Raw genomic sequence first — 19989 nt, 5'->3', positions numbered from 1 at the left:
TTCAAAATTAGTGTTCGTCATTAAAATCATCTAGTACTAAATCTTCTTGTAGTCCCTCGATTTGAAAACTTTCGAAATCTTCTTCTTGTTCTGGTTCTACTTCTTCTACTGTATAGCTATCATCAATTTCCGCTTCTGGTTCAGAAGTAAATTCTTCTGTTCCTTCTATATTCACCTCTAAGTTTTCCATATCCTCATCTGCGAATTCTTTTAATTGAACTTCTTGATTTTCTTCATTTAAAACTTTAATGTCTAAGCAAAGAGCTTGAAGTTCTTTAATAAGAACCTTAAATGATTCTGGAACACCTGGTTCAGGGATATTTTCACCCTTAACTATTGCTTCATATGTCTTAACTCTACCTACAACATCATCTGACTTAACAGTTAATATTTCTTGTAATGTATGCGCAGCACCATATGCTTCTAATGCCCAAACTTCCATTTCACCAAATCTTTGACCACCAAATTGAGCTTTACCTCCAAGTGGTTGTTGTGTAACTAGTGAGTATGGTCCAGTTGATCTAGCATGAATCTTATCGTCAACTAAGTGAGCTAGCTTTAAGATATACATTATACCAACTGTAACTTCATTATCAAATGGTTCTCCTGTTCTACCATCATATAAAACAGTTTTACCATTAGCATTATAACCTGCTTTTTCAAGACATTCTTCTATATCTTCTTCAGTTGCTCCATCAAATACTGGAGTAGCTATATGCCATCCTAATTGGCTAGCAGCCCATCCTAAGTGAACTTCAAGTACCTGACCGATGTTCATACGTGAAGGAACCCCTAAAGGATTTAAACATATTTGTAGCGGTCTTCCGTCTGGTAAAAATGGCATATCTTCTTCAGGAAGTACTCTTGAAATAACCCCCTTGTTACCATGACGTCCAGCCATCTTATCCCCTACAGATATCTTTCTCTTTTGCGCAATATAAGCTCTTACAAGTTCATTTACGCCCGGATTTAATTCGTCTCCATTTTCTCTTGTAAACACTTTAACATCTACAATTATACCAGCTTCACCATGAGGAGCTCTTAATGAAGTATCTCTTACTTCTCTTGCCTTTTCACCGAATATTGCTCTTAGCAGTCTTTCTTCAGCTGTTAATTCAGTTTCACCCTTTGGAGTAACCTTACCAACAAGAATATCTCCAGATCTTACTTCAGCACCTACTCTTATTATTCCTCTTTCATCGATATCCTTAAGTGCATCTTCACTTACATTAGGAATATCTCTAGTGATTTCTTCTGGTCCTAATTTTGTGTCTCTAGCTTCACATTCATATTCTTCTATATGAATAGATGTAAATACATCTTCTCTAACTAGTTCTTCAGAAATAAGCATAGCATCTTCGTAGTTATATCCTTCCCACGTAATGAATCCCATTCTGATATTTTTACCTAATGATATTTCACCTAGATCTGTTGATGGACCATCAGCTAATACTTGATTCTTAAATACTATTTCACCTTTATCAACTATTGGTCGTTGATTTATGCACATACCTTGGTTACTTCTCTTAAATTTAAGTAATTTATAAGTATCAATTCCGCCATCAATATCTCTTTTAATTCTCACTTCGTTAGCACTTACATAAGTTACAACACCAGCATTTTTAGCCTTAGGAAGTACTCCTGAGTCTACTGCTGCTTTGTACTCTATTCCTGTACCAACGATAGGAGCTTGAGTCTTTAATAATGGAACAGCTTGACGTTGCATGTTTGATCCCATCAGTGCTCTTGAGGCATCGTCATTCTCAAGGAAAGGTATCATTGCAGTAGCAACTGATACTATTTGTCTAGGCGATACGTCTATTAAATCTACATCTTCTGCTGGTACAACAAATACATCTTCCTTATTTCTTACTGTTACCTTTTTATCAACAAAGTGACCATTTCCGTCAATCGGTTCTTTAGCTTGTGCAACTAAATATTGATCTTCCTCATCTGCCGTAAAATATCTTATTTCATTTGTAATTGTATTAGTTTCTTTATCTATAATTCTATATGGTGTTTCTATAAACCCATATTCATTAACTCTTGCAAATGTTGCTAAGGAGTTTATAAGACCTATGTTAGGTCCTTCTGGAGTCTCGATAGGACACATTCTTCCATAATGAGAATGGTGAACGTCTCTAACTTCAAAACCAGCTCTTTCTCTTGATAAACCACCTGGTCCAAGAGCAGATAATCTTCTCTTGTGAGTTAATTCTGAAAGTGGGTTAATCTGATCCATGAATTGTGATAATTGAGAACTACCAAAGAATTCTTTAATAGCAGCAGCTACTGGTCTAATGTTTATTAACATTTGAGGAGTAATTGCTTCTTGATCTTGAATAGTCATTCTTTCTTTAACTACTCTTTCCATTCTTGATAAACCAATTCTAAATTGGTTTTGTAGTAATTCACCAACTGATCTAATTCTTCTATTTCCAAGATGATCAATATCGTCAACATATCCTATATTATAAGCCAATCCAATTTCGTAACTAATAGTCGCAAAAATATCATCTCTTATAATATGCTTAGGAATTAATTTATTGATATTTTTCTTGATTTCTTCTTTTATTGAATCTTCATCAGAGTAATTATCTAAAATTTCTCTTAATGTAGGGTAATGTACATATTCCTTAATGTTTAAGTCTGTCACATCAAAGTTAACATGCTTAGTTATATCAACAAAGTTATTTCCGATTACTCTTACAACTCTATCTTCCACTAAAACATCAACCGAATTTATTCCTACATTTCTAATTTCTTCAGCAATTGTTCTACTAATTTTTTGGCCGCTTTCAACCATTATTTCTCCAGTTGATGGATTAATAATGTCATTAGCAGCTATTTGATTTGCAATTCTTAAGTTTAATGCAAGTTTCTTGTTGAACTTATATCTACCTACTCTAGACAAATCATATCTTTTTGCATCAAAGAATAAAGAATCAATTAAAGATACTGCACTATCTACTGTAGGTGGTTCACCTGGTCTTAATCTTTTATAGATTTCTAATAGTGCTTCTTCTTTCGTTTTAGTATTGTCTTTTTCAATTGTTGCCTTGAATCTTTCTTCTTCTCCAAAGTAATCTAATAATTCTTGATCACTTCCAAATCCCATTGCTCTTCCTAAAATAGTGATTGGTAGCTTTCTAGTCTTATCAATTCTTACATATATTACGTCATTAGAGTCAGTTTCATATTCTAACCAAGCTCCTCTGTTTGGAATTACTGTAGAAGAAAACAGCTTTTTACCACTCTTATCTCTACTATAACTGTAATATACACCTGGAGATCTTACTAATTGGCTGACTATTACTCTTTCAGCACCATTAATAATAAAAGTTCCTTGTTCAGTCATTAATGGGAAATCACCCATGAAGACTTCTTGTTCTTTTATTTCTCCTGTTTCATTGTTCTGTAATCTTACAGAAACCTTTAGTGGTGCAGCATAAGTAGCGTCTCTTTCCTTACACTCTTCCACTGAATACTTAATATTATCCATATCAAGCTTATAGTCTACGAATTCAAGTACTAGATTACCAGTAAAGTTGCTTATCGGATTGACATCATCAAAAACCTCATGAAGCCCTTCTCTTAAAAACCACTGATACGAATCTAATTGTACTTCAATTAGATTTGGCATTTCGGTTACGTCTTTAACCTTACCAAAACTCATTCTTGTTCTTTTCCCAACTTGGACAGGATGTACCATGAATCTTCACCCCTTGTATAAACTAAAATAACCAAAAGCATAGCTTCCCTAAGGACTTTATGCTTTCGGAGAACATCATCTTTTTAGTATAGCCACATTTTTATGCACCTATACATATTTTGCCATTTTTATATACTTATCCATATTGAACAGTACATTTAATGATAGTATCATATTCCCAAATTAATGTCAATATTTTTTATTTTTTTCTTCCGTACTATTGGACAATAAAAAAGGTGCTATACAGCACCTTTTTATATTCCAAGTTAAATTACTTAACTTCTACTTCTGCACCAACTTCAGCTAATTTAGCCTTGATGTCTTCAGCTTCTTCCTTAGAAACTGCTTCTTTTAATGTCTTAGGAGCTCCGTCAACTATTTCCTTAGCTTCCTTTAATCCTAATCCAGTAAGTTCTCTTACAACCTTGATTACTTTAATCTTTTGAGATCCAGCATTTGCTAATACTACATCAAATTCAGTCTTTTCTTCAGCAGCTCCACCTGCAACTGCTGCACCTGCTACTGCTACTGGAGCAGCAGCGCTTACTCCGAATTCTTCTTCGCAAGCTTTTACTAATTCATTTAATTCTAAAACGCTCATTTCTTTTATAGCTTGAATGATATCTTCTCTTGTCATTTTAATTGCACCTCCAAAATTACTTAACACATTGTTTTGTTATTATTCAGCTGATTCAGCTTCTTTTTGATCTTTAATTGCACTTAATAAGTATGCAAGGTTTGATAAAGGAGCCTTGATACTTCCAAGAAGTTTCGCAATAAGAACTTCTTTTGATGGTATTGTAGCAAGTTGAGAAACCTTTTCTTTATCAAAGATTTGTCCTTCAACAATACCTGCTTTTAATTCAAGTTTCTTATGATCCTTAGCAAAATCATTTAAGATTCTTGCAGGAGCAGTAGCATCTTCATATCCGAATGCTATAGAAACTGGTCCTTCTAAATATTCAGAAATAGCTTCTAATCCTAATTCCTTAGCAGCTAATGTTACTAAAGTATTCTTGTATACTTTATATTCAACACCAGCTTCTCTTAAGTTCTTTCTTAATTGAGTATCTTCTTCAACAGTAAGACCTTGATAGCTTGCAAGAATTACAGATTGTGACTTTTCTAACTTTTCTTTGATTTCAGCAACCTTTGCTTCTTTCATTTGTCTGTTCTTGTTCATTACTGTGTGTCCACCTCCTCACAGTTTATAACTGCTTAATATTAATAAAGGTCTTCCCGTAGACAAGGAAGACCTAAAGTAAACATAACTAACTTTATTGGTACCTCGGTAGGTTGTTATACGTTATGCAATAGCACCTACTGTCTACGGAAATAATATTATCTTTTTAACAACACAACCGATTATAGCATCTAATTCAGTTCAAGTCAACACTATTCTAAAACTTTTACTGGGTTAATCTTAGCTCCTGGTCCCATTGTGCTTGAAACAGTTACTGATTTTACATATTGTCCCTTAGCTGCTGCTGGCTTAGCCTTAATTAAAGCTTCCATTAATGCGTGGAAGTTTTCCTTTAACTTTTCAGCACCGAATGACTTCTTACCAATTGGGCAGTGAACTATAGCAGTCTTATCAACTCTATATTCAACCTTACCAGCCTTAATGTCAGCAATTGCCTTAGCAACATCAAATGTTACTGTTCCTGACTTAGGGTTTGGCATTAATCCCTTAGGTCCAAGTATTCTACCTATTCTACCAACAACACCCATCATATCTGGAGTTGCTACAACTACATCGTAGTCGAACCAGTTTTCTGATTGGATCTTTTGAACTAATTCTTCAGCTCCGACAAATTCTGCTCCTGCCGCTTCTGCTTCCTTAGCCTTATCTCCTTTAGCAAATACTAATACTCTTACAGTCTTACCAGTTCCGTTTGGTAATACAACTGCTCCTCTAACTTGTTGATCTGCATGTCTTGGATCTACCCCAAGTCTTACATGTAATTCGATAGTTTCATCGAAATTAGCTTTTGCAGTTTTTACAGATAGCTCTAAAGCTTCTGCTGGATTGTATAAAGTATTCTTATCTATTAACTTTGCACTTTCAACATATTTCTTTCCCATAATAAGCCTCCTTTGTGGTAATAACGGCCTAGACCTCCCACGAATTTATGAATTACTCTTCGATAGTTACGCCCATACTTCTTGCAGTACCTTCGATCATGCTCATAGCAGCTTCGATTGTAGCAGCATTTAAGTCTGGCATTTTTAATTCAGCAATCTTTCTTACTTGTTCCTTTGTTAACTTACCAACCTTAGTTCTGTTTGGTACACCTGAACCGCTTTCTAATCCTAATTCTTTCTTAATTAGAACTGCAGCTGGAGGTGTCTTTAATATGAAACTAAAAGATCTGTCTTGGTATACTGTGATTACTACTGGTATTATTAATCCAGCTTGATTTGCAGTTTTAGCATTAAACTCCTTACAGAATCCCATTATGTTTACACCATGTTGACCTAATGCTGGACCAACTGGTGGTGCTGGTGTAGCCTTACCTGCTGCAAGTTGAAGTTTAATCATTCCAGTTACTTTCTTAGCCATTTGTTATTCCTCCTATACTGTGGTGATTACGGATTTTTTCAATCCTCCCACTTAATTAAAAAACATTAGTTAATAATTTATATAACTATTAAACTAACTTCTCGATTTGATTAAAATCTAGTTCGGCTAAAGTTTCTCTACCGAACATATCTACTGATGCTTTTATTTTGTGCTTTTCAGCATTAATTTCTTGCACTAGTGCAACGAAATCTCTTAATGGTCCTGATATTACTCTAACCCCTTCGCCTACTTCTAAATCAATTTCTTGTGGAAGTTCAACAATTCCCATAGATTCAATTTCTTCTTCAGTAAGCGGAACTGGCTTAGATCCAGGTCCAACAAACCCTGTCACTCCTCTGGTATTTCTTACTACATACCAAGATTCATCTGACATTAGCATTTTTATTAGCACATAACCAGGAAACTTCTTTTTCAAAGTTACTTTTTGCTTACCATCTTTTTCTTCAATAACTTCTTCCATTGGAACTTGTATATCAACAAATAGTTCTTGAAGATTTCTATTTTCAATAGTTTTTTCAATAGTAGCTTTCACTTTGTTTTCATATCCTGAGTATGTATGTACTACATACCATCTTGCTCTTTCACTCATATTTATTCCGGTGATATCCACCTAAACCTCCCTTACTTAAGTTTCAAAATCACTTCAAAGAGGTTTTGAAAAATATAATCGAATCCGCCTATTATTACAACATAGATTAAGACGAACACAGCTACAGCAATTAATGCTTTTTTAGTTTCATTTTTAGAAGGCCAAGTTATTCTTTTAACTTCTGCCTTAACCTCTCTAAAAAACTTAAATATACCGCCTTTTTTAGCAGTATTGGATTTAACTTTACTATTGTCAGCCATTTTATCACATCCTTAAAATTGGTAAGTATGTGTCTTTACTTAAATCGCTAATTACTTAGTTTCTCTATGAAGAGTGTGCTTCTTACAGAACTTACAATACTTTTGCATTTCCATTCTGTCTGGGTTGTTCTTCTTATTCTTCATTGAGTTGTAGTTTCTTTGCTTACACTCTGTGCATGCTAAAGTTATCTTTACTCTCACGGTCTGCACCTCCAGTTATTCCTATATATTATATTTTAAGAGACAATTTCTCTTACTGTTTCAATTAATTTTGTAATTATGAGTTACTTTTCCACATTATCATAAAAGTTGTCTACTGTCAATATGGTCTTCCTTTGCAAAGGACTAGGTATTAATACCCAGTCCTAATACTTTAAACCAATTTTATATCAATTATTCTATTATGCTAGTAACAACACCTGAACCTACAGTTCTTCCACCTTCTCTGATCGCGAATCTTAAACCTTCGTCCATTGCTACTTGAGTTATTAATTCAACGTTCATATCGATGTGATCTCCAGGCATAACCATTTCCATACCTTCTGGTAATTTGATTGATCCTGTAACGTCTGTTGTTCTGAAGTAGAATTGTGGTCTGTATCCATCAAAGAATGGAGTATGTCTTCCACCTTCTTCTTTCTTAAGTACGTATACTTGACCTACGAACTTGCTGTGTGGGTGTACTGATCCAGTCTTAGCTAATACTTGACCTCTTTCGATATCAGTTCTTTGAACACCTCTTAATAATGCTCCAATGTTATCTCCAGCTTGCGCTTCGTCTAGTAACTTTCTGAACATTTCGATTCCTGTTACTACAGTCTTCATCTTTTCTTCTTTTAATCCTACTACTTCAACTTCGTCTCCAACATGTAGGATACCTCTTTCAACTCTTCCTGTTGCAACTGTTCCTCTACCAGTGATTGTAAATACATCTTCTACTGGCATTAAGAATGGCTTATCTGTTGCTCTTTCTGGAGTTGGAATGTAGCTATCTACTGCTTCCATTAATTCCATGATGCACTTAGTAGCTTCTTCATCTGTTGGGTTTTCTAATGCTTTTAATGCTGAACCAGTTATTACTGGAATGTCATCTCCTGGGAAGTTGTATTCGCTTAATAATTCTCTAACTTCCATTTCTACTAATTCAAGTAATTCTGGATCGTCTACCATATCTGCTTTGTTTAAGAATACTACGATATAGTCAACACCAACTCTTGATGCTAGTAGTATATGTTCTCTTGTTTGAGGCATTGGACCATCTGCTGCTGAACATACTAAGATAGCTCCATCCATTTGTGCAGCTCCTGTAATCATGTTCTTAACGTAGTCAGCGTGTCCTGGACAGTCAACGTGTGCATAGTGTCTGTTATCTGTTTGATATTCAACGTGTGCAGTGTTGATTGTGATTCCTCTTTCTTTTTCTTCTGGTGCCTTATCGATTTCTGCGTAATCGAATGCTTCAGCGAATCCTCTGTTTGCTAAAACTGTTGTGATTGCTGCTGTAAGTGTTGTCTTACCGTGGTCTACGTGACCGATTGTTCCAATATTTACGTGGGGCTTATTTCTCTCGAATTTTTCCTTTGCCATTGTAATTCCTCCTTACTATTTCTTAAATAAACTTTGCCTAGCGTTCACTGCTTATTTCGTGGAGCTCACGATCGGGATTGAACCGACGACCTCCGCCTTACCAAGGCGACGCTCTACCGACTGAGCTACGTGAGCACTCATATATTGACTTTTTCAATATACCAATTATAAAGTTTACTATCAAATTTTTTATTTGTCAACAACAAATTAACTACTCCAAATGCAAGCATTTTTCAAGTTTTCTCTTAACTCTTTGTAGTGCATTATCTATAGATTTAGCATGTCTATCTAAATCACAAGCAATCTCTTGATAAGATTTACCATCTAGATATGATGTAAGTACCTCTAATTCTAAATCAGATAATACTTTTGATATTTCTCCCTCAATATGCTCCATTTGCTCCTGGCTTATAACTAGCTCTTCTGGATCAGTTATCCTAAATCCAGCTAACACATCTAAAAGTGTCCTATCTGACTCTTCTTCATAAATTGGTTTATTTAAAGACACATATGTATTTAGGGGAATATGTTTTTGCCTTGTTGCCGTCTTAATTGCTGTTATTATTTGTCTTGTAACACATAGTTCAGCAAATGCTTTAAAGGAGGTTAACTTATCAGGTTTAAAATCCCTTATGGCTTTATAAAGTCCTATCATACCTTCTTGATATATATCTTCTTTATCAGCACCAATCAAAAAGTAAGATTTAGCTTTTGCCTTCACAAAGTTCTCATACTTAGATATAAGATACTCTTGTGCTCTTACATTACCGTTTTTTGCTTCTAAAACAATTTCTTCATCTAACTTTTCATCAAACTCTGAATAGTTTTCCATCAAATACCCTTCGTTAAACACTTCTCCCCCTCCGAACTATGATATTATATAATTAAAATTATACTCTACCCTATTAAATTAAGTCAAATTTTTCACTTGCTCCTTCGCATATCTTCTAACTTCTTAAGCACTTCATTATCAATATTATCTTGCAAATGATTTTTATTAGGATTTTTAATTTTTTCAGACTTCATTCGTATATTCTTTTCGGTTTTCATAACTTCATTGTAGAATTCAAGAGATGACATTCTAACTGCACCTCTTTGAAATATAGTTTGTTGTTCCATCCAATCAGATGTAACTACATACACTTCATACTTTCTACCTACATTATGAACTTCTTTTTCTATGTAACTATCTGCTGTCTGACCATCCTTCGTAAAAACAATAGTTAAATTTTTATTTTTTTCTTCTTTTTTCTCTCTATTGCCAGCGACCTTATACCCATCAAAAACTAATATAACCTTGCAGTCACTATAGGAACCATAATTATGCATTATGTCAATCAACTTTTCCCTTGTACCATCAAAAGTATACTCTTTATCAGTCTTTAAATTAGGCCAACTATTAAGAACATTATACCCATCTACAAATACTAACTTCACAAGTATCCCTCATTTATTTAATTAATCTTCCTTTTAACACTTCATACATCATTATACCCCCTGCAACAGAAGCATTTAAAGAGTTAATTTTTCCTACCATAGGTATCTTAACCAACTTGTCACACTTTTTAAGAGTAAGTTTAGATATCCCTTTACCTTCACTCCCAACAATAATGGCGCATGGTCCTGAAAAATTCACTTCATAGCTATATTCCACACCATCTATATCGGCTCCATACACCCATATACCTTCTTCTTTCAACTCATCTATAACCTTATTTATATTAGTTACCTTTGCTACCTTCATATGTTCTATCGCACCAACTGAAGACTTATATACAGTAGAAGTAACACCTACATTTCTTCTTTTAGGAATTATAATTCCATGAACTCCACATAACTCAGCCGTTCTTATTATAGAGCCAAGATTGTGAGGATCTTCTATTTCATCTAATATTACAATAAACGGTGCTTCTCCCTTTTTCTTTGCAAAATTTAATATGTCAGATACTTCATAGTATTTATATGGAGTAATCCTTACAGCTACACCTTGATGTACTATACCCCCACATAATAAATCTAACTTTTTTCTATCAACTTCTTTTATAACCAACTTTTTTTCTTTTGCTAAAGAAATAATACTATTTATTGACCCTTCAGTCTGTCCCTTAGCTATGTATAACGCTTCAATTGTCCTGTCACTTTTAATAGCTTCTGTAACTGCATTTCTCCCAGCTATTAAATCTTCTCTTTCCTCTACAGTATGATTTTCGCCTCTAGACGACTTTTCTTTATGTTTATTTACAGTATTTTTTTCTCTTTTAGCCATGTAAGTTACTCCTTTACTCTTCGTTATTTATTATTTCGATACTTTTATTCATTATATAACTTAATCTTTCCTTATTTCCTATTAAATATATATATCCAACTAAGCTTTCAAAACCAGTTGCCATTCTATAATCTCTAACATCTGAATTCTTAGGTACAGTGGCCGACTTAGTGTTCCTACCTCTTTTATATATATATAACTCCTCTTCTGTAAGCTCATCTTCCAATTTATGCATAGCCAATGATTGACTCTTAGCCTTTACATATCCTATAGCCTCTTTATGCATTTTATGAGCCGATAACTCAGAATTAGAAGATAATATATAGTTTCTTATAAACACTTCATATACACCATCTCCAACTAATGCAAGCTGAAGTGGATTTAACATTCTAGCTTCATCTTTAGTAAATTCTCTTACTCTTAAATCCTCTAACATTTTATTCTCCTTTAAATAAGGGTTGCAAATCCTGCAACCCTTAATAAATATCTTAATTTACCTTTTTCCACCTAACTCCTTGTGGAGTATCTTCAAGCACAATTCCTCTAGCCTTCAAATCATCTCTAATTTTATCAGCTAATGCAAAATCTCTATTCTTTCTTGCATTTTGTCTTTGCTCTATTAATTCTTCTATTTCACTCTCAAGATCACCTTTTGTTGATTTTTGTAGGATTCCTAAAGGACCTCCTAACTCTCTTATTAATTCTAAGGCCTTTGTAGCTAATTCCTTTGAAGAATTAATAGTTATATTAGTATTTATATCCTTAGATAATTCAAATAATACAGTTAATGCGTCAGCAGTATTAAAATCATCATCCATCTTTTGAATATATCTTTCTCTATACTTATCTAGAGAATCCAAATAACTCTTCTCTTCTTCATTCATTTCTTCTTTAGAAACTTCACCTATTAAGTTTTCTAAATTAGATACTGCATTATATAATCTATCCATAGATGCTTTAGCTGAATCCAATAACTCTTTACTAAAGTTAATTTGTATTCTATAGTGTGCTGACATCATAAAGAATCTAATTACATCTGCATCATATTCTTTTAATATATCTCTAGCTGTGAAGAAATTATTTAGAGACTTAGACATTTTTTGATTATTTACATTTACATAAGCAGAATGTAACCAATAATTAGCAAACGTCTTACCAGTTAATGCTTCACTTTGAGCCACTTCATTTTCATGATGAGGAAACGCTAAATCCATTCCTCCAGCATGAATATCAATTGTTTCTCCTAGTAGCTTTTTAGCCATACATGAGCATTCAATATGCCATCCTGGTCTTCCTTTACCCCACGGACAATCCCAAGCAGGTTCTCCTGGCTTTTGAGCTTTCCAAATAGCAAAATCCATAGGATCTTTTTTTCTTTCATCTGCTGCAGATGAAGTTCTATTACTAGCTCCCATTTGAAGGTCTTCTAAACTTTGTCCTGAAAGTTTACCATACGCTTCAAACTTCTTAGTTCTAAAGTACACATCTCCATCTACTTCATAAGCATATCCCTTTTCTATTAACTTAGATACAAAGTCAATAATATCATCTATAAACTCTGTAGCTCTTGGGTTTACAGTTGCTCTTTCAATATTAAGTGCATCAGCATCTGTATAATATTCTGATATATACTTATCTCCAATGTTTTTTACTGTTGTTCCCTCTTCATTAGCTTTATTTATCATTTTATCATCTATATCAGTAAAATTTTGTACAAACTTCACCTTGTATCCTCTATACTCTAGGTATCTTCTAATTGTATCAAATACAATAAAAGTTCTACCATTTCCTATATGAAAGAAATTATATACTGTAGGACCACAGACATACATCTTTACTTCCCCTGGAGTAATAGGTACAAATTCTTCTTTTTTTCTTGTCAGAGTATTATATAGCTTCATCTTTTATCCTCCTAAATCACTTTAATTTAAGGTTGTTTTCTTCAAATAACGCTTTTACTCTATTACAAACATCTTCTATCTTAATAACCTCATTATCGCCGCCAGCTCTTAACTTAAATTCAACTGCCCCTTCACTAATCTTCTTACCAACAGTAACTCTCATAGGTATTCCGATTATTTCAGAATCCTTGAACTTAACACCAGCTCTTTCATTTCTATCATCCATTAAAACTTCCACACCTAGGTCTTTTAATGAATTGTATAATTTTTCTGCAACCTTCATTTGTTCTTCATCTTTTATATTTACAGGAATTACTGACACATGATATGGTGCAACAGATAATGGCCATACTATACCATTTTCATCATGATGTTGTTCTATTATTGAAGCCATGGTTCTTGTAACTCCAATACCATAACATCCCATTACAAATGGAGTATTCTTTCCATTTTCATCTATAAAAGTAGCATTCATAGCTTCTGAGTACTTAGTTCCTAGCTTAAATATATGCCCTACTTCTGTACCTCTAGCTATAGAAACTTTTCCACCACATAATGGACATTTCCCACCATCTTCTACATTTCTGAAGTCTCCTACAGTCCCTTCAAAATCTCTTCCATAATTAACATTTTTTAAGTGATATCCAGTTTCGTTAGCTCCAACAATCATGTTATACATATTCTTAACTTCTTCATCAACTAATAATAAATCTACTTTTAAACCTACTGGTCCACCAAATCCCACTTCACATCCTGTAGCATTTTTATATTCTTCATGAGATGCCATCATTATATCAGTGGCAGCATTTGCAGCATTTGATACTTTTACTTCATTAACTTCTCTATCTCCTCTAACAACTACCCCAACTATCTTTCCATCTATATTGTACATTAAAAGTTTTACTGTTTTCTTTGGGGATACATTTAAGTATGAAGATACTTCATCTATTCCTCTACTGTCAGGAGTAGCAACCTTTTCAACTTCTAATAATTCTTCTGCTTTTGCTATATCAGGAGTAGCTTCTGCTTTTTCTATATTAGCAGCATAATCACAAACTGTACAGAACACTACATCATCTTCACCAACCTCTGATTTAACCATAAATTCAGCCGAATTTGCACCACCAATTGCACCAGAATCGGCAGCTACACATTTAGCATCAATTCCACATCTATTAAATATTTTAACATATGCATCATGCATTTTATTATATGAAAGATCTAATCCTGCTTGATCTTTATCAAAGCTATAGGCATCCTTCATAACAAATTCTCTACTTCTCATAACCCCAAATCTAGGTCTTCTTTCATCTCTATACTTAGTTTGAATTTGATATAAATTTACTGGTAATTGCTTATATGACTTAATTTCATTTCTAGCTATATCAGTGAATACTTCTTCATGAGTTGGCCCAAGACAAAAATCTCTATTGTTTCTATCTTTTAATCTGAACATTTCTGCTCCATAAACATCCCATCTACCTGATTCTTGCCATAATTCAGCTGGTAGTAACGCAGATGCTAAGAATTCTTGAGCCCCTGCAGCATTCATTTCTTCTCTGATTATATCTTCTATGTTTTTTAAAACCTTAAGTCCTAGTGGCATATAGTTATATACCCCAGAAGCCATCTTTCTCATCATTCCTGATCTAAGCATTAACTTATGGCTTTCTATTTCAGCTTCCGCTGGAACTTCTCTTAATGTTAACATTAACATATTTGACATTTTCATAATAAACTTCCTCCTCGTATCATTCTATATGTTTTAACAAATTAATCTACATTTAAAATAAAAAAATCCGCCCTAAATATATTAGGGCGAATTATTAATCGCGGTACCACCTAAATTGATTCTCTAATAATGATAACGGTATTAAACCGATAGTTTTTGCCTATTGCTCCGAAGCTGGTTCAAAATCTATTGAAAATCTTACAGCCATGGATTTTCTCTCTGAAAGTGCGATTTTTACTATTCTTCATCATTGCTTTTTACATAAACTTTTATAATTTTTTAGTAATACTTATTATAACTTGTAGGTAAAAAGGTGTCAACTCTAGTGAAAGTCTTTAGCCAAATACTGAGCTATAATTAAATCTTCTGGTGTTGTAACTTTAATATTAGTATATTCACCATTATATAAATACACCTTATTTCCGTATAATTCTACCACCATAGTATCATCAGTTACTATCTTTCCTTCAGATTTAACACTCTCATGACAACTCATAATTAAATCATACTTAAAAACTTGAGGAGTTTGCACTGATACAAGAGTACTTCTATCAGGAGTATCTACTGAAAAAGATTCATCATCCTTAACTTTAATTGTATCTTTAGGCATAACTCCAGGGGCCGTAGCTCCATACTTTCTGGCATTATCAATACCATCTTTTATCATTCTTTCACTTACAAAAGGTCTTGCACCATCATGAATTAAAACTATATCTGTATTATTTAACACCTTTAATCCATTATAGACAGAATCCTGCCTTTCTGCTCCACCCTCTACAATATAATCTACCTTTAACAAATACTTATTGAGTATTTCATTTTTACAATACTCAATTTCATTTTTAGGCAACACTAATACAACTTTATCTATTAAAGTACAATTAATAAATCTTTTTAATGTGTAGTAGATTAAGGGCTTATCATTGATATGGATAAATTGCTTACTCACATCTGCACCCATTCTTTTGCCTCTACCACCTGCTAAAATAATCGCAGATATCATATTAATCCTCTCTTAGCTATCTTTTGGTTTCGCAAAAATCATTCTTCCAGCAGCTGTTTGAAGGACAGACGTAACAATAACATCTATTGTTGATCCTATATGCTTTTTACCACCTTCAACTACTATCATTGTTCCATCATCTAAATAAGCTACACCTTGACTTGATTCCTTACCATCTTTAACAACATCTACAGTCATCTCTTCACCAGGAATTACTACAGGTTTTACAGCATTCGATAGTTCATTGATATTTAATACTGGTACACCTTGAACCTCTGCTACTTTATTTAAATTAAAATCATTTGTAACTACTTTTCCACTTAAAGTTTGTGCAAGTTTTAATAGTTTACTATCTACCTCTTCAATCTTTGGAAAATCACCTTCCCAAATTTGAGTTTCTATAGGTAGCTCCTTTTGAATCTTATTTAATATATCTAGTCCTCTTCTGCCTCTATTTCTTTTTAATCCATCTGATGAATCTGATATGTGCCTTAGTTCATCTAATACGAAATTAGGTATCACTAAAGGTCCTTCTACAAAACCTGTTTGACATATATCAAAAATTCTTCCATCTATAATTACAGATGTATCTAGAACTTTAGGTATAGTTTTTATAGTAGTTTTTGTTTTCTTTTCTTTAACGCTACTATTCTTTTTAAGTCCAACTAATATATTTGTTATATCATCCTTTTTCTTTATCATAATATCCATGCCAATTATTGCTGCAATTACATTTATTAAAACTACTAATAACGGACCCATTATTGGATGAAAATCCATTACAGGCCTAGTCAATAATGCAGTAATAATCAAGGTAATTAAAGCACCTATTGCACCATAAGCAATTTCGCTAATTGTTAACTTTTGAATATTTTTTTCAATATAATCAATTAAATTAGATATTGCTGTATATATCGCAGGTGAAATAAGATAAAAAATAAGACCAAATAATAAACAAATAAGAACTATAAATAAGACCGAACCATAAGTTTTTGAAAGAATACCTAAACTTTGAATTTTATCAATTTTAATAACGGCATCTCCAACAACATAACCAATAATTAGTCCTGCTATAGAAAACAACCCTCTAATTAATTTTTTAAGCATTTTACCACCTCCTTATATAATTATTGACAATTTATTTTATTTAAATCCCCACTATATTAGGATTTATTTACATTATATCATACCAAACTATACTCTAGTTAAAATATGTTTTAAATTCAGATATTTTTAATTTTTGTACCCCCTATTAATTAAGTAATTATTCTATTATTATAGGTACATAGGCTAAGGGTAACCAACAACCTATTATTGACATTTTTAACTTTTTATAACTATAATTATTTTAAAGTAACACCTTTAAAAACACAAAGGAGTGAGATACATGAAGGATATAATATTTGATGATTTTCAAAACTCTGTTAACGATTCTTTATTAAGACACAAAAGTATTTTAGATTTAATTACTAAATACTCTGAGTCATGTTCTAGGGTAAACAGAGCTATTGCAAAATCTGTTACAAATTGTGGATGTCTTACTATTAATGCAAAGAAGCAACATCTTCCTGATGATTCGATAGAAGATATAAGCGAATTACTTGATACACATATTAAAGGTGATTTATGTGACAACTGTCGTGAAATTATTGAGAGAGAAATGGGAAATAATCTTTTTTATCTAACATCTTTATGCAATGACCTTGGCATTAATCTTTATGATGTCCTATTAAAGGAACATGATAGAATTAACACACTAGGTAAGTTTACATTTAGATAAAATCTTTCTGTAGAATAAAAAACTGTGTCTTATATATTATAGACACAGTTTTAATTTATAATTCTTTATTTAAATAAACCTGTTCGTTTATCCTCTTTAATCCATTTCTTATCGCTCTTGCTCTTGCTTCTCCAATTCCTTCTACTTGATCTAATTCTTCTATATCAGCATCTATTATTTGATTAAATCTATCAAAATGCTTAATTAAGTTTTCTATAACATTTGAAGGAATTCTAGGCACCTTACTTAATATTCTATATCCTTTTGGAGAAACTAATGTATCAACTAAAGATTCTCCTGAATATCCTAATACTCTAGATATTACTTCTAAGTCTAGCAATTCCTCTTGAGATAACTTTTGTATATCTTTATATATATTATCAACAGTATCATCTTTCTTAAAGTAATCTCTTATTAATAGAATTCCATCTCTCTCTATATGTCTTACTAACTCATTTAATTGCATAGATATAAGTCTACCTTCGTTCCCTAACTCCAATATATATATATCTATTTCTTCTACTATTCTCATAACCATTTCAGTTCTTTGAATAGCTGTAACCACATCAAATAAAGTTGTTAAATCTTGAAACTCTAATAAATTTAAATTATTAATTACTCTATCTAAAACAGCAACATATTTTTCAAGAGTTTGAACAGCCTGGTTAGCCCTTGCTAATATAATACTACTTTCTCTTAATACATACTTAATATCACCTTTGTATACTGTAATTATATTTCTACGTTGAGAAATAGCAATAACTACCCTTCCAGTTTGCTTTGCTACTCTATCTGCTGTTCTATGTCTAGTACCTGTTTCGTAGGTAGGAATTGTTGATGAAGGTACTAGTTGAGCATTTGCACAAACTATCTTCTTTAAATCTCCACTAATTACTATAGCCCCATCCATTTTAGCTAATTCATATACATAAGCTGGAGTGTATTCAGAATTAATATAAAATCCGCCATCTACTATGCTCATTATATCTTCACTATCACCTAATACTACTAATCCACCAGTCTTAGCCCTTAATATGTTTTCTAACCCTTCCCTTAATGCAGTTCCTGGGCACATTAACTCTAATATCTTTTTTATTTCTAAATCTTTCTCTAACCTCATACACTCACCCACTTTTTAAAAAACTTTTCCAATAGCTTCTCTTAAATTACTTACACCTATAACCTTAATTGATTCATTGCTAATTCTATCTTTATTTCTAAAAGGTATTATAGCATATTCAAACCCCATTTTTTCTGCTTCATTTACTAATCTATCAATTGAGTTTATAGGTCTTATTTCTCCTGTTAATCCAACTTCTCCAATTATAGCTACCTTAGGTAAAGATATACCTTTATTCTTTACACTAGATAATAAGGCTAATGCTAAACCTAAATCAGCTGTAGTTCCATCTATGTTTAAACCACCAACAACATTTACATATACATCTTGATTATAAAAAGGTATTCTTAACTTCTTTTCTAAAACTGCAAGAATCAAACTCAATCTTTGATTATCTATTCCAACACCAGTTCTCCTTGGCATTGGAGCGTTAGTTTGAGTAACTAATGCTTGAATCTCTACTAGTATTGGTCTGGTTCCTTCCATTATACCAATAACAACTGAACCTTCTTGATTAAAGTTTGTATCCTCTAAAAACATCTTTGAAGGATCGTATATTTCAACTAAACCTTCCCCTCTCATTTCAAAAACACCAATTTCACTAGTTGTTCCAAAACGATTCTTTATGGTTCTTAATATTCTAAACTCTTCAGTTCTTTCACCTTCAAAGTATAAAACTGTATCTACCATATGTTCTAATACCCTTGGACCTGCAAGAGCTCCTTGTTTTGTAACATGTGCAACAATAAATAAAGGTATATTTTTTCCTTTACCTATTCTCATCAATTCATTTGAGCATTCCTTTACCTGAGATACACTTCCTGGCGCAGATGTTACCCCCTCTTTATAAATAGTTTGAATAGAATCTATTATAACAAACACTGGTTGTATATTTTCTATGTATGCATCAATTGTATCTAAATTAGTTTCGGAAACTATAAATAAATCTTTAGCAGTTACCCCTAACCTATCCCCACGAATTTTAATTTGCTCTTCTGATTCTTCACCAGATACATATAAAACTTTTCCGTACTTAGACGCTATATTATTAGCTGTTTGTAATAGTAACGTGGACTTTCCTATTCCAGGGTCCCCTGAAATTAAAGTTAAAGATCCTTTTACTAATCCTCCTCCAAGTACTCTATCAAGTTCTTTTAGATTTGTTTTAAATCTTTCTTTTTCTCCAGACTTTATTTCCCCTATACTCTTTGGCATATTTTCTGGCAATATACTTTTACTTATTTTTTCTTTTATTATGGTATTGTTATCTTTTAATTCCTCAACAAAAGTATTCCATTGATTGCAAGAAGGACATTTTCCAAGCCACCTTGGTGATTCATAACCACACTCTTGACATGTAAAAATAGTTTTTATTTTAGCCATACGCTCTCCTCCTTTCCATATTCAAAACTCAACTTTATATATTGTTATATTTATATATTGTTATCTTTATAT

20 protein-coding genes, 1 tRNA gene and 2 other annotated features are annotated in these 19989 nt (G+C 32.7%); of the genes, 1 reads left to right on the top strand and 20 read right to left on the bottom strand.

Annotation, left to right across the window (positions count from 1 at the left end; translation table 11 throughout):
* Positions 1-7: 7 nt before the first annotated feature.
* From rpoB to DR024_RS05095, 18 genes are all read right to left on the bottom strand, one after another.
* A complete protein-coding gene (rpoB, locus tag DR024_RS05180; RefSeq protein WP_027099178.1) occupies positions 8-3712 on the bottom strand; it encodes a DNA-directed RNA polymerase subunit beta in 3705 nt (1234 codons plus the stop codon).
* Between the two features lie 271 nt (positions 3713-3983).
* A complete protein-coding gene (rplL, locus tag DR024_RS05175; protein ID WP_027099177.1) occupies positions 3984-4349 on the bottom strand; it encodes a 50S ribosomal protein L7/L12 in 366 nt (121 codons plus the stop codon).
* Between the two features lie 42 nt (positions 4350-4391).
* A complete protein-coding gene (rplJ, locus tag DR024_RS05170; RefSeq protein ID WP_027099176.1) occupies positions 4392-4895 on the bottom strand; it encodes a 50S ribosomal protein L10 in 504 nt (167 codons plus the stop codon).
* 34 nt (positions 4896-4929) lie between these two features.
* Positions 4930-5063: a sequence feature (ribosomal protein L10 leader region), on the bottom strand.
* Between the two features lie 44 nt (positions 5064-5107).
* Positions 5108-5797 carry a 50S ribosomal protein L1 gene (rplA, locus tag DR024_RS05165; RefSeq protein WP_027099175.1) on the bottom strand — a complete coding sequence of 230 codons (690 nt, stop codon included), beginning with the start codon at positions 5795-5797 and terminating at the stop codon, positions 5108-5110.
* 52 nt (positions 5798-5849) lie between these two features.
* On the bottom strand, positions 5850-6275 hold the full coding sequence (gene rplK, locus DR024_RS05160; RefSeq protein WP_027099174.1) for a 50S ribosomal protein L11: 426 nt from the start codon (positions 6273-6275) through the stop codon (positions 5850-5852).
* 88 nt (positions 6276-6363) lie between these two features.
* Positions 6364-6885 carry a transcription termination/antitermination protein NusG gene (gene nusG / locus DR024_RS05155; protein WP_027099173.1) on the bottom strand — a complete coding sequence of 174 codons (522 nt, stop codon included), beginning with the start codon at positions 6883-6885 and terminating at the stop codon, positions 6364-6366.
* Positions 6886-6917: 32 nt separating this feature from the next.
* Positions 6918-7145, bottom strand: coding sequence for a preprotein translocase subunit SecE (gene secE, locus DR024_RS05150; RefSeq protein ID WP_027099172.1), 228 nt, complete (start codon positions 7143-7145; stop codon positions 6918-6920).
* A 51-nt stretch (positions 7146-7196) separates the two neighbouring features.
* A complete protein-coding gene (gene rpmG / locus DR024_RS05145; protein ID WP_027099171.1) occupies positions 7197-7346 on the bottom strand; it encodes a 50S ribosomal protein L33 in 150 nt (49 codons plus the stop codon).
* Between the two features lie 192 nt (positions 7347-7538).
* Positions 7539-8732 carry an elongation factor Tu gene (gene tuf / locus DR024_RS05140; RefSeq protein WP_027099121.1) on the bottom strand — a complete coding sequence of 398 codons (1194 nt, stop codon included), beginning with the start codon at positions 8730-8732 and terminating at the stop codon, positions 7539-7541.
* A gap of 59 nt (positions 8733-8791) precedes the next feature.
* Positions 8792-8867: transfer RNA gene (locus DR024_RS05135), tRNA-Thr, on the bottom strand.
* A 76-nt stretch (positions 8868-8943) separates the two neighbouring features.
* Complete coding sequence (sigH, locus tag DR024_RS05130) at positions 8944-9564, bottom strand: RNA polymerase sporulation sigma factor SigH (RefSeq protein ID WP_027099122.1); 621 nt, start codon at positions 9562-9564, stop codon at positions 8944-8946.
* Positions 9565-9656: 92 nt separating this feature from the next.
* Positions 9657-10169: an NYN domain-containing protein gene (locus tag DR024_RS05125; RefSeq protein WP_027099123.1), complete on the bottom strand. Its 513-nt coding sequence runs from the start codon at positions 10167-10169 to the stop codon at positions 9657-9659.
* A gap of 13 nt (positions 10170-10182) precedes the next feature.
* Positions 10183-11025, bottom strand: a complete 843-nt coding sequence (rlmB, locus tag DR024_RS05120) for a 23S rRNA (guanosine(2251)-2'-O)-methyltransferase RlmB (protein ID WP_373208017.1) — start codon at positions 11023-11025, stop codon at positions 10183-10185.
* Positions 11012-11434: a Mini-ribonuclease 3 gene (locus tag DR024_RS05115; RefSeq protein ID WP_111918288.1), complete on the bottom strand. Its 423-nt coding sequence runs from the start codon at positions 11432-11434 to the stop codon at positions 11012-11014. Before DR024_RS05115 ends, rlmB begins: the two co-directional genes overlap by 14 nt.
* A gap of 52 nt (positions 11435-11486) precedes the next feature.
* The gene (cysS, locus tag DR024_RS05110) at positions 11487-12899 is read right to left on the bottom strand and encodes a cysteine--tRNA ligase (protein ID WP_027099126.1); all 1413 of its coding nucleotides are present in this window, start codon (positions 12897-12899) and stop codon (positions 11487-11489) included.
* A 16-nt stretch (positions 12900-12915) separates the two neighbouring features.
* Entirely contained in the window at positions 12916-14631 is a 1716-nt protein-coding gene (locus DR024_RS05105; protein ID WP_027099127.1) for a proline--tRNA ligase, read from the bottom strand.
* Positions 14632-14710: 79 nt separating this feature from the next.
* Positions 14711-14891, bottom strand: a binding site (T-box leader).
* 62 nt (positions 14892-14953) lie between these two features.
* A complete protein-coding gene (gene ispD, locus DR024_RS05100; RefSeq protein WP_099314457.1) occupies positions 14954-15634 on the bottom strand; it encodes a 2-C-methyl-D-erythritol 4-phosphate cytidylyltransferase in 681 nt (226 codons plus the stop codon).
* Between the two features lie 12 nt (positions 15635-15646).
* Positions 15647-16741, bottom strand: coding sequence for a PIN/TRAM domain-containing protein (locus tag DR024_RS05095; RefSeq protein WP_027099129.1), 1095 nt, complete (start codon positions 16739-16741; stop codon positions 15647-15649).
* Between the two features lie 280 nt (positions 16742-17021).
* On the opposite strand from DR024_RS05095, the gene DR024_RS05090 reads away from it, so the two are divergent.
* On the top strand, positions 17022-17414 hold the full coding sequence (locus DR024_RS05090) for a nucleoside triphosphate pyrophosphohydrolase family protein (RefSeq protein WP_027099130.1): 393 nt from the start codon (positions 17022-17024) through the stop codon (positions 17412-17414).
* 55 nt (positions 17415-17469) lie between these two features.
* Here DR024_RS05090 and disA read toward each other — a convergent pair whose 3' ends face one another.
* Both disA and radA read right to left on the bottom strand, forming a co-directional pair.
* The gene (disA, locus tag DR024_RS05085) at positions 17470-18534 is read right to left on the bottom strand and encodes a DNA integrity scanning diadenylate cyclase DisA (RefSeq protein WP_027099131.1); all 1065 of its coding nucleotides are present in this window, start codon (positions 18532-18534) and stop codon (positions 17470-17472) included.
* A 15-nt stretch (positions 18535-18549) separates the two neighbouring features.
* A complete protein-coding gene (gene radA, locus DR024_RS05080; protein ID WP_027099132.1) occupies positions 18550-19917 on the bottom strand; it encodes a DNA repair protein RadA in 1368 nt (455 codons plus the stop codon).
* Positions 19918-19989 lie beyond the last annotated feature (72 nt).

This window comes from Clostridium paraputrificum (assembly GCF_900447045.1).
GTDB classification, from domain to species: Bacteria; Bacillota; Clostridia; order Clostridiales; family Clostridiaceae; genus Clostridium; species Clostridium paraputrificum.
Note: the sequence above shows the minus strand (reverse complement) of the source record. Positions and strands in the feature narration are given on the sequence as shown.

Excerpts from the sequence above, each read along its gene's own strand:
- ispD (WP_099314457.1), bottom strand. The coding sequence starts at position 15,634 with ATGATATCTGCGATTATTTTAGCAGGTGGTAGAGGCAAAAGAATGGGT.
- rplJ (WP_027099176.1), bottom strand. The coding sequence starts at position 4,895 with ATGAACAAGAACAGACAAATGAAAGAAGCAAAGGTTGCTGAAATCAAA.
- disA (WP_027099131.1), bottom strand. The coding sequence starts at position 18,534 with ATGAGGTTAGAGAAAGATTTAGAAATAAAAAAGATATTAGAGTTAATG.
- rplL (WP_027099177.1), bottom strand. The coding sequence starts at position 4,349 with ATGACAAGAGAAGATATCATTCAAGCTATAAAAGAAATGAGCGTTTTA.
- DR024_RS05115 (WP_111918288.1), bottom strand. The coding sequence starts at position 11,434 with ATGTTAGAGGATTTAAGAGTAAGAGAATTTACTAAAGATGAAGCTAGA.
- DR024_RS05105 (WP_027099127.1), bottom strand. The coding sequence starts at position 14,631 with ATGAAAATGTCAAATATGTTAATGTTAACATTAAGAGAAGTTCCAGCG.
- rplA (WP_027099175.1), bottom strand. The coding sequence starts at position 5,797 with ATGGGAAAGAAATATGTTGAAAGTGCAAAGTTAATAGATAAGAATACT.
- DR024_RS05090 (WP_027099130.1), top strand. The coding sequence starts at position 17,022 with ATGAAGGATATAATATTTGATGATTTTCAAAACTCTGTTAACGATTCT.
- tuf (WP_027099121.1), bottom strand. The coding sequence starts at position 8,732 with ATGGCAAAGGAAAAATTCGAGAGAAATAAGCCCCACGTAAATATTGGA.
- secE (WP_027099172.1), bottom strand. The coding sequence starts at position 7,145 with ATGGCTGACAATAGTAAAGTTAAATCCAATACTGCTAAAAAAGGCGGT.
- nusG (WP_027099173.1), bottom strand. The coding sequence starts at position 6,885 with ATGAGTGAAAGAGCAAGATGGTATGTAGTACATACATACTCAGGATAT.
- sigH (WP_027099122.1), bottom strand. The coding sequence starts at position 9,564 with ATGGAAAACTATTCAGAGTTTGATGAAAAGTTAGATGAAGAAATTGTT.
- DR024_RS05095 (WP_027099129.1), bottom strand. The coding sequence starts at position 16,741 with ATGCTTAAAAAATTAATTAGAGGGTTGTTTTCTATAGCAGGACTAATT.
- rpoB (WP_027099178.1), bottom strand. The coding sequence starts at position 3,712 with ATGGTACATCCTGTCCAAGTTGGGAAAAGAACAAGAATGAGTTTTGGT.
- cysS (WP_027099126.1), bottom strand. The coding sequence starts at position 12,899 with ATGAAGCTATATAATACTCTGACAAGAAAAAAAGAAGAATTTGTACCT.
- radA (WP_027099132.1), bottom strand. The coding sequence starts at position 19,917 with ATGGCTAAAATAAAAACTATTTTTACATGTCAAGAGTGTGGTTATGAA.
- rplK (WP_027099174.1), bottom strand. The coding sequence starts at position 6,275 with ATGGCTAAGAAAGTAACTGGAATGATTAAACTTCAACTTGCAGCAGGT.